Source organism: Streptomyces sp. NPDC024555, assembly GCF_055559335.1.
The window spans coordinates 235,195-242,650 of sequence record NZ_JBVHKV010000014.1; the positions used below are offsets into that span (position 1 = coordinate 235,195).

7 protein-coding genes are annotated in these 7,456 nt (G+C 73.3%); 4 read left to right on the plus strand and 3 right to left on the minus strand.

The window, feature by feature from the left end; translation table 11 throughout:
• Nucleotides 1-20: 20 nt before the first annotated feature.
• On the plus strand, nucleotides 21-1,328 hold the full coding sequence (locus ACZ4FH_RS25215) for an MFS transporter (RefSeq protein WP_467307564.1): 1,308 nt from the start codon (nucleotides 21-23) through the stop codon (nucleotides 1,326-1,328).
• On the opposite strand, the gene ACZ4FH_RS25220 is transcribed toward ACZ4FH_RS25215, so the two are convergent.
• The 3 genes from ACZ4FH_RS25220 to ACZ4FH_RS25230 all read right to left on the minus strand — a co-directional run bounded on the left by ACZ4FH_RS25220 (nucleotide 1,290) and on the right by ACZ4FH_RS25230 (nucleotide 4,549).
• Nucleotides 1,290-2,135: a spermidine synthase gene (locus ACZ4FH_RS25220; protein ID WP_467307566.1), complete on the minus strand. Its 846-nt coding sequence runs from the start codon at nucleotides 2,133-2,135 to the stop codon at nucleotides 1,290-1,292. The genes ACZ4FH_RS25215 and ACZ4FH_RS25220 overlap by 39 nt on opposite strands.
• 113 nt (nucleotides 2,136-2,248) lie before the next feature.
• A complete protein-coding gene (tuf, locus tag ACZ4FH_RS25225) occupies nucleotides 2,249-3,418 on the minus strand; it encodes an elongation factor Tu (RefSeq protein WP_385106369.1) in 1,170 nt (389 codons plus the stop codon).
• A 339-nt stretch (nucleotides 3,419-3,757) separates the two neighbouring features.
• Nucleotides 3,758-4,549 (minus strand): DNA alkylation repair protein, encoded by a 792-nt coding sequence (locus ACZ4FH_RS25230; protein WP_467307567.1) that lies wholly within the window; start codon nucleotides 4,547-4,549, stop codon nucleotides 3,758-3,760.
• 49 nt (nucleotides 4,550-4,598) lie between these two features.
• Here ACZ4FH_RS25230 and ACZ4FH_RS25235 point away from each other — a divergent pair, with 49 nt between their 5' ends.
• From ACZ4FH_RS25235 to ACZ4FH_RS25245, 3 genes are all read left to right on the plus strand, one after another.
• A complete protein-coding gene (locus tag ACZ4FH_RS25235) occupies nucleotides 4,599-5,312 on the plus strand; it encodes a TVP38/TMEM64 family protein (RefSeq protein ID WP_467307569.1) in 714 nt (237 codons plus the stop codon).
• Nucleotides 5,313-5,508: 196 nt separating this feature from the next.
• Nucleotides 5,509-6,381: an undecaprenyl-diphosphate phosphatase gene (locus ACZ4FH_RS25240; protein WP_383637555.1), complete on the plus strand. Its 873-nt coding sequence runs from the start codon at nucleotides 5,509-5,511 to the stop codon at nucleotides 6,379-6,381.
• Between the two features lie 69 nt (nucleotides 6,382-6,450).
• The gene (locus ACZ4FH_RS25245) at nucleotides 6,451-7,317 is read left to right on the plus strand and encodes a phosphotransferase family protein (protein WP_467307570.1); all 867 of its coding nucleotides are present in this window, start codon (nucleotides 6,451-6,453) and stop codon (nucleotides 7,315-7,317) included.
• Nucleotides 7,318-7,456: the final 139 nt, after the last annotated feature.

Genomic DNA, 7,456 nt, shown 5'->3' on the forward strand with positions numbered 1-7,456 from the left:
GCTGCGGCGATAGTCCCTGGGTGACCGACGCCCTCTCCTCCGCACCCCCGAAGGACCGCCCCACCCCGGCGGGCCGCAACTACCGGCTGCTGACCGCCGCCGCGATCATCACGGGCCTGGGTACCCATGGCGCGCTGATCGCGGCGGCGTTCGCGGTTCTGCAGGCGGGCGGTGACGGAGGGGACGTCGGTCTGGTCGCCGCCGCACGGACCGTGCCGCTGGTCCTGTTCCTGCTCATCGGCGGGGCGGTGGCCGACCGGCTGCCGCGCCACCGGGTGATGGTCGCGGCCAACACGCTGAACTGCGTCTCCCAGGCCGTGTTCGCCTGGCTGGTGCTGGCCGGCGATCCGCAGCTGTGGCAGATGATGCTGCTGACCGCGCTGTGCGGCACCGGGCAGGCCTTCTTCAGCCCCGCCGCCGAGGGCATGCTGATGTCCAGCGTGGGGACGGAGTCGGCCGCCCGCGCCTTCGCCCTGTTCCGCATGGCGACCCAGGGCGCGACGATCGGCGGCGCGGCGCTCGGCGGCGCCATGATCGCCGCGATGGATCCCGGCTGGGTGCTGGCCGTGGACGCGGCGGTCTTCGCCGTGGCCGGTGCGCTGCGCGCCTTCCTCGACGTCAGCCACATCCCGGAGCGCGCACCGGGATCGGGGCTGCTGGCCGATCTCCGCGACGGATGGCAGGAGTTCGTCGGACGGCCCTGGCTCTGGGCCGTCGTGGCGCAGTTCTCCGTGGTCGTCGCGGCCGTCGGGGCGGCCGAGGCGGTGTACGGGCCGCTGGTCGCCCGGGACGAACTGGGCGGCGCCCGCCCCTGGGGCTTCGCGCTCGCCGCCTTCGGCGTCGGCACACTGGCCGGGGGGCTGCTGATGACGCGGTGGAGACCGCGCCGGATGCTGCTGGCCGGCACGCTCTGCGTCTTCCCGCTGGCGCTGCCGTCGGCGGGGCTGGCCGTGCCGCTGTCGGTGACGGGACTGTGCGTGGTGATGTTCGTCAGCGGCACGGCCATCGAGGTGTTCGGCGTCTCGTGGATGACGGCCATGCACCAGGAGATCCCCGAGGAGAAGCTGTCCCGGGTCTCGGCCTACGACTGGTTCGGCTCGGTGGCCATGGTCCCGCTGGCCACCGCCCTCGCCGGCCCGGCCGAGTCCCTGATCGGCCGCAGCCGGGCGCTGTGGGGCTGCGCCGGGCTCATCGTCCTGGTGACCGCGCTGGTGCTGCTCGTGCCCGATGTACGGAACCTGACGCGCAGGACGTCCGCCACCGCGGCCGAGGGCGGGGACGTCCCCGCGTCAGCCGATGCCGAAGGCGCCGTCGGGCGGCTCGGGTGAGGCGACGGCCTCCTCGTCGCCGACCGGCCGGCCGCCCCTGAGGAACGGGGTCAGCGCGTCCCCGTGCGCGACCCTCGCGGGGAACGCGTCGGCGGCACAGCGCCGGATCAGGGCGTCCGTGTCGACGGGCGCCCGGGAGGCCACGAGCACCACGTTGCCGAAGCGCCGGCCGCGCAGCACCGCCGGTTCGGCGATCAGGGCCAGCTCGGGGAAGACGGTCGCGAAGGTGGCCAGCTGCGAGCGCAGGAAGGTGAACGGCGCCGCGTCCGCCAGGTTGGCGGTGTAGATCCCGTCGGGGCGCAGGGCACGGGCGGCGGCCCGCGCGTAGGGCACCGTGGTGAGGTGGGCGGGAACCCGCGAACCGCCGAAGACGTCGGCCACGACCACGTCCACCGAGCCGGGCGCGGTCGCCTCCAGCCGGGCGCGGGCGTCCTCGGCGCGCACGGTGATCCCCGCCCCGTCGGGCAGCGGAAGGTGTGCGGTGACCAGGTCGAGCAGGGCGCGGTCCGCCTCCGCGACCTCCTGCCGCGAGCCCGGCCGGGTGGTGGCGGTGTAGCGGGGCAGGGTGAGCGCCCCGCCGCCCAGGTGCAGGACGTCGAGCGGTGCGCCGGGCTCCGCCGCGCAGTCCAGCACATGGGCCAGCCGTCGCGCGTACTCGAACTCCACGTGCTCGGGCGCGTCCAGGTCGACGTACGACTGGGGAGCACCGTCGACCGTGAGCAGCCAGGCGCGCTCCCGGTCCACGTCGGGGAGCAGCCTGGCGGTTCCGTGGTCCACGTCGCGGATCACCGGTATCGACTCGTTCACTCCCCCATTGTGAGGCTTGGAACGTACGGGTCCGGACCGCGCCGGCGACCGGACGCGGGTGCCGGGCCCGCCTCCCGTGGATCCGGGAGACGGGCCCGGTGTGCCCGTGCCGGTCAGAGCACTTCGGTGACCGTGCCGGCCCCGACGGTCCGCCCGCCCTCGCGGATCGCGAAGCCGAGGCCGGACTCCAGGGGCACGTCCCGGCCCAGCTCGACGGTCATGGTGACCGTCTCACCGGGCCGCGCCACGGCCGCGCCGCCGAGGTCGACGTCACCGACGACGTCCGCGGTGCGGATGTAGAACTGCGGTCGGTACCCGGTGGTGACCGGGGTGGTGCGGCCGCCCTCGCTCCCCGACAGGACGTACACCTGCGCGGTGAAGCGCCGGCTCGGGGTGACGCTGCCGGGCGCCGCGACGACGTGGCCGCGCCGGACGCGGTCGCGCTCGACACCGCGCAGCAGCAGCGCGACGTTGTCGCCGGCCTCGGCGGACTCCATCGGCTTGCCGAAGGTCTCCAGACCGGTGACGACCGTCTCGATGTCCGGGCCGAGCACCGAGACGCGGTCGCCGACGCGCACCGTGCCGCGCTCCACGGCGCCGGTGACGACGGTGCCCCGGCCGGTGATGGTCAGGACGTTCTCCACGGAGAGCAGGAACGGGGCATCGGTGTAGCGCACCGGCATCGGTACGTACGTGTCGACGGCGTCCAGCAGCGCCTCGACCGCGTCGGTCCAGCGCGGGTCGCCCTCCAACGCCCGCAGGCCCGACACCCGCACGACGGGGACGGCGTCGCCGCCGTAGCCGTGGGCGGTGAGCAGTTCGCGCACCTCCAGCTCGACCAGGTCGGTCAGTTCGGGGTCGCCCACGTCGGCCTTGTTCAGCGCCACCACGATGTGGTCGACGCCCACTTGGCGGGCGAGCAGCACGTGCTCCGCGGTCTGCGGCATGATCCCGTCGAGCGCCGAGACGACGAGGATCGCCCCGTCGAGCTGGGCGGCGCCGGTGACCATGTTCTTGATGTAGTCGGCGTGGCCGGGCATGTCGACGTGGGCGTAGTGCCGGGTGCCCGTCTCGTACTCGACGTGCGCGATGTTGATGGTGATGCCGCGCTGCGCCTCCTCGGGCGCGCGGTCGATGCGGTCGAAGGGGACGAAGGTGCCGCTGCCGCGGTCGCTGAGGACCTTGGTGATGGCGGCGGTCAGCGTGGTCTTGCCGTGGTCGACGTGGCCCATGGTGCCGATGTTGAGGTGGGGCTTGGTGCGCACGTATGCCGTCTTGGGCATGGTTCATTCCTTGGGTGCGAAGCTGAGGTGAGAGGACCCCGGGGCCGGCCGACCCTCCCCACGCGGGGTCCGCCGGACGATCGGGGGAGGGTCAGCTTCGGGCGCCGCCGAGGGGCGCGGCGACAGCGGTGCACGCTGCCGCGACATCTGCTGCGAGAGGGCTCACGGCAGCCTTCGGCGCGTCCGCGACTGCGGACTGCGCTGCGAGGAAGGCGTACCGGAACATGGCTCGATCATCGCGGACCGGCCGCGGCCCGTCGAATGATTTACGGCGCCCGTACCGGAGTTGGAACCTGCGGGACGGGCGTGACAGGAGCGACGGAAGGGGCGCGCCTCCGGTCAGAGGTGCTTGGTCGCCTCGCGCACCGACAGGGGAGCCAGCCGGTCGCGGTGGGCGTCGACGAAGTCCCGTACGGCCTCCGGATCGGTCTTGGCGTACTCCCGCAGACTCCAGCCGATCGCCTTGCGGACGAAGAAGTCGGGGTGGCCGGCCCGGCGCAGGCAGTACGCGAAGAGCCGCCGGGCGTCGGTGGCCTCCCTGAAGCGGAGCTGGTGCAGCAGCGCGGTGCGGACGACCCAGAGGTCACCGTCCTCGATCCACGCGTCCATCGTCCGCGCCTGTTCCGGATCGGCGGCGACGAGGGGGCCCGCGACATGGGCGGCCAGGGCGTCGACCGTGTCCCACCACGGCACCGTGGAGACCAGGTGCCGCAGCACCGGTACGAACGCCGACGAGCAGCGTCCGACATGGCGGCGCAGGTAGTCGACGGCGAAGTAGTGGTACTCCCGCTCGGGCAGCGCCCAGCAGCGCAGCGCCACGGCCACGCAGTCCTGCTCGTCGGGGCGCGGCGTGCCCGCGACGACGGTCCGGGACAGCGCGCGGCGCTCGGGCATGGGGATGCCGAGGAACGGAGCCACATGCTTCAGGTACGCGGCGCCGGACCGGGCCCGCTCGGGGTCGGCGGCCGTGGGGTAGCGCTCGGTCAGCCGGGCCAGCAGGGTGTCCGCGAGCGGGCTCGGGGGCGGGTCGGGCGGTACGGGCACGGCGGCGGAGGGCGGGGCAGCGCGGCCCCGGCCCCCGGCGGTGCCCGTACCGGACGTCGCCCCGTGCGATTCGGCTCCCTGGCTCATCACGGTCACATTACGGCGATCACACGCGCGTGTCGGTTACTCTCCCCGAATGCTCGACCACGTCCCCGCCACCCGTCCCACCGGTGGCTTCGCCGTGCGCTGCACGCGGGTGCTGCTCTCGCCCTGGTCCCGGTTCTCCCTGCTCGTGGCGGTCCTGGTGGGCGCCGCGGCCACCATGCTGCTCCTCGAACCCCAGCGTCTGCTGGTCGCGGGCCCGCCGGCCCAGGTGAGCGGCGGCGCGGCCGCGGCGGCGCTGTTCGCGCTGGCGTACGGCGTCTGCACGGTGGCCTTCGTGCCCAGGCCGGTGCTCAACATCGCGGCCGGAGCGCTCTTCGGTGCGCAGTCGGGACTGGTGGCCGCGCTGGCGGGCACGGTGCTGGGCGCGGGGATCTCGTTCATGCTCGGCCGGGTCCTGGGCCAGGACGCCCTGCGGACGCTGCTGCGCGGGCGCTGGATGCGGGCGGCGGACGGCCAGCTCAGCCGGCACGGCTTCCGGTCGATGCTCGCGCTGCGCCTCTTCCCCGGGGTGCCGTTCGCGGCGGCCAACTACTGCGCGGCGGTCTCCCGCATGGGCTATCCGCCGTTCCTGATCGCGACCGGTCTCGGCTCGATCCCGAACACGGCCGCGTACGTGATCGCGGGCAGCGAGGCCGCCTCCCCCACCTCGCCCGCCTTCCTCGCCGCGATGGGCTTCATCGTGCTCACGGGCGCGGGCGGCGCGGTGGTCGCGTGGCGGCGGCGCCACCGGCTGGGCGGGGAGTAGCCGGGCGGCGGCCGCGTCGGTGCGGCTGCGCGGGGGCAGTCGTCACCGTGTTCATCCGGGGGCGATACGCTGCCCGCGACCGACCGACGATCTCCGGGCCCGGTGCGGCCCTGTCATCGCACGACCGCAATCCGCACGCAGCCGACGGCACCCCGCCCCGGCCGATGCATGATCTCTCCGGGATGGCCCAAGCCCCATGAGCTGGTTCGAATCGTTCGTCCTCGGCCTCGTTCAAGGACTGACCGAGTTCCTTCCGATCTCCTCCAGCGCGCACCTGCGGCTCACCGCCGCGTTCGCCGGCTGGCACGACCCGGGTGCCGCCTTCACCGCGATCACCCAGATCGGCACGGAGGCCGCGGTCCTCATCTACTTCCGCAAGGACATCGTCCGGATCGTCTCCGCCTGGTTCCGGTCCCTGACGGACCGTTCGATGCGCGGTGACCACGACGCCCAGATGGGCTGGCTCGTCATCGTCGGCTCCATCCCGATCGGCGTCCTCGGCATCACGCTGAAGGACCAGATCGAGGGCCCGTTCCGCGATCTGCGGCTCATCGCCACCACCCTCATCGTGATGGGCATCGTCCTCGGGATCGCGGACCGTCTGGCCGCCCGCGACGAGACCGGCGGCAAGCACCGGGCGATCAAGGAGCGCAAGTCCCTGCGGGAACTCGGCGTCAGGGACGGTCTGATCTACGGCTTCTGCCAGGCGATGGCCCTGATCCCCGGCGTCTCCCGCTCCGGCGCCACCATCAGCGGTGGTCTCCTGATGGGCTACACCCGCGAGGCGGCGGCCCGTTACTCCTTCCTCCTCGCCATCCCCGCCGTCCTCGCCTCGGGCGTCTTCGAGCTGAAGGACGCGGGCGAGGGCCATGTCTCCTGGCCGCCGACGATCTTCGCCACCCTCATCGCGTTCGGCGTCGGCTACGCGGTCATCGCGTGGTTCATGAAGTTCATCACCACCAAGAGCTTCATGCCCTTCGTCATCTACCGCATCGCCCTCGGCATCCTGCTCTTCGTCCTGGTCGGCGCGGGGGCCCTGAGCCCGCACGCGGGCGAGTCGGCCGGCTGATCCTTCTCCCCCGGCCCGGCCGGACGCCGCCCCGGCCCGGCCGGCGTCCGGCTGTGCCAGGATTCCGGGGTGGATACGACAGACGTCACGCGTGCGATCGCGGCCGCGCTCTCGATCGCCTCATCACTCGGGCTGGCGGCCGACGACGCCGTCGTCCTCCACAACTCGAACAAGCTGGCACTGCGCCTGAGGCCGTGCGACGTCTTCGCCCGGGTCGCACCGGTGGGCCAGGAGGTCGCCGAGTTCGAAGTCCGGCTCGCCCGGCGGCTCGTCCGGGCGGGAAGCCCCATGTGCGCCCTGGAGCCGCGCGTCGATCCCGGTGTGTACCGGCGCGACGGCTTCGCGGTGACGCTGTGGACCTACCACGAGCCGGTGGCCCCCCGTACCCCGCCGGCGGACTTCGCCGGGGCGCTGGAGCGGTTGCACGCCGGGATGCGTACGGTCGATGTGCCCGGCCCGAGTTTCAGGGACCGGATCACGGAGGCGCAGGCCGTTGTCGCGGACCCGGTGCGTTCGCCGGAGCTGGCCGGGGCGGATCGCGCGTTCCTGAGCGGCAGGCTGGGCGAACTGCGGCGCGCGGTCGACGGATTCGGGGCGGTGGAGCAGCTGCTGCACGGTGAACCGCATCCGGGGAACATTCTGAACACGGAGAACGGGCCGCTGTTCATCGACCTGGAGACCTGCTGTCGCGGTCCCGTCGAGTTCGATCTCGCCCATGTCCCCGCGGCAGTGTGCGCGCACTACCCGGGTATCGACCAGGGACTGCTGGACGTGTGCCGGCAGCTCGTGATCGCGATGGTGGCCGCGTGGCGCTGGGAGGCGGGCGACCAGTTCCCCGGGGGGAGGCGGTTCGGGGTGGAGCTTCTGCGTGTGCTGCGCGCGGGTCCGCCGTGGCCGACGCTGGACGCGGTGACGGCGCGCCTGGACGGACCGTAAAGCGGGTGCGTGGTCCTTCCGGGGTGGGCGACACTGCGGCGCATGGGCGTGTCCGGAAAGTAGCGCCGTCCGCCCGCAGGGCGGGCTCGGCGGCGTCTGGTGCGTGCGATCGCAAGGCGGAGGGTCGCCCCGATACTGG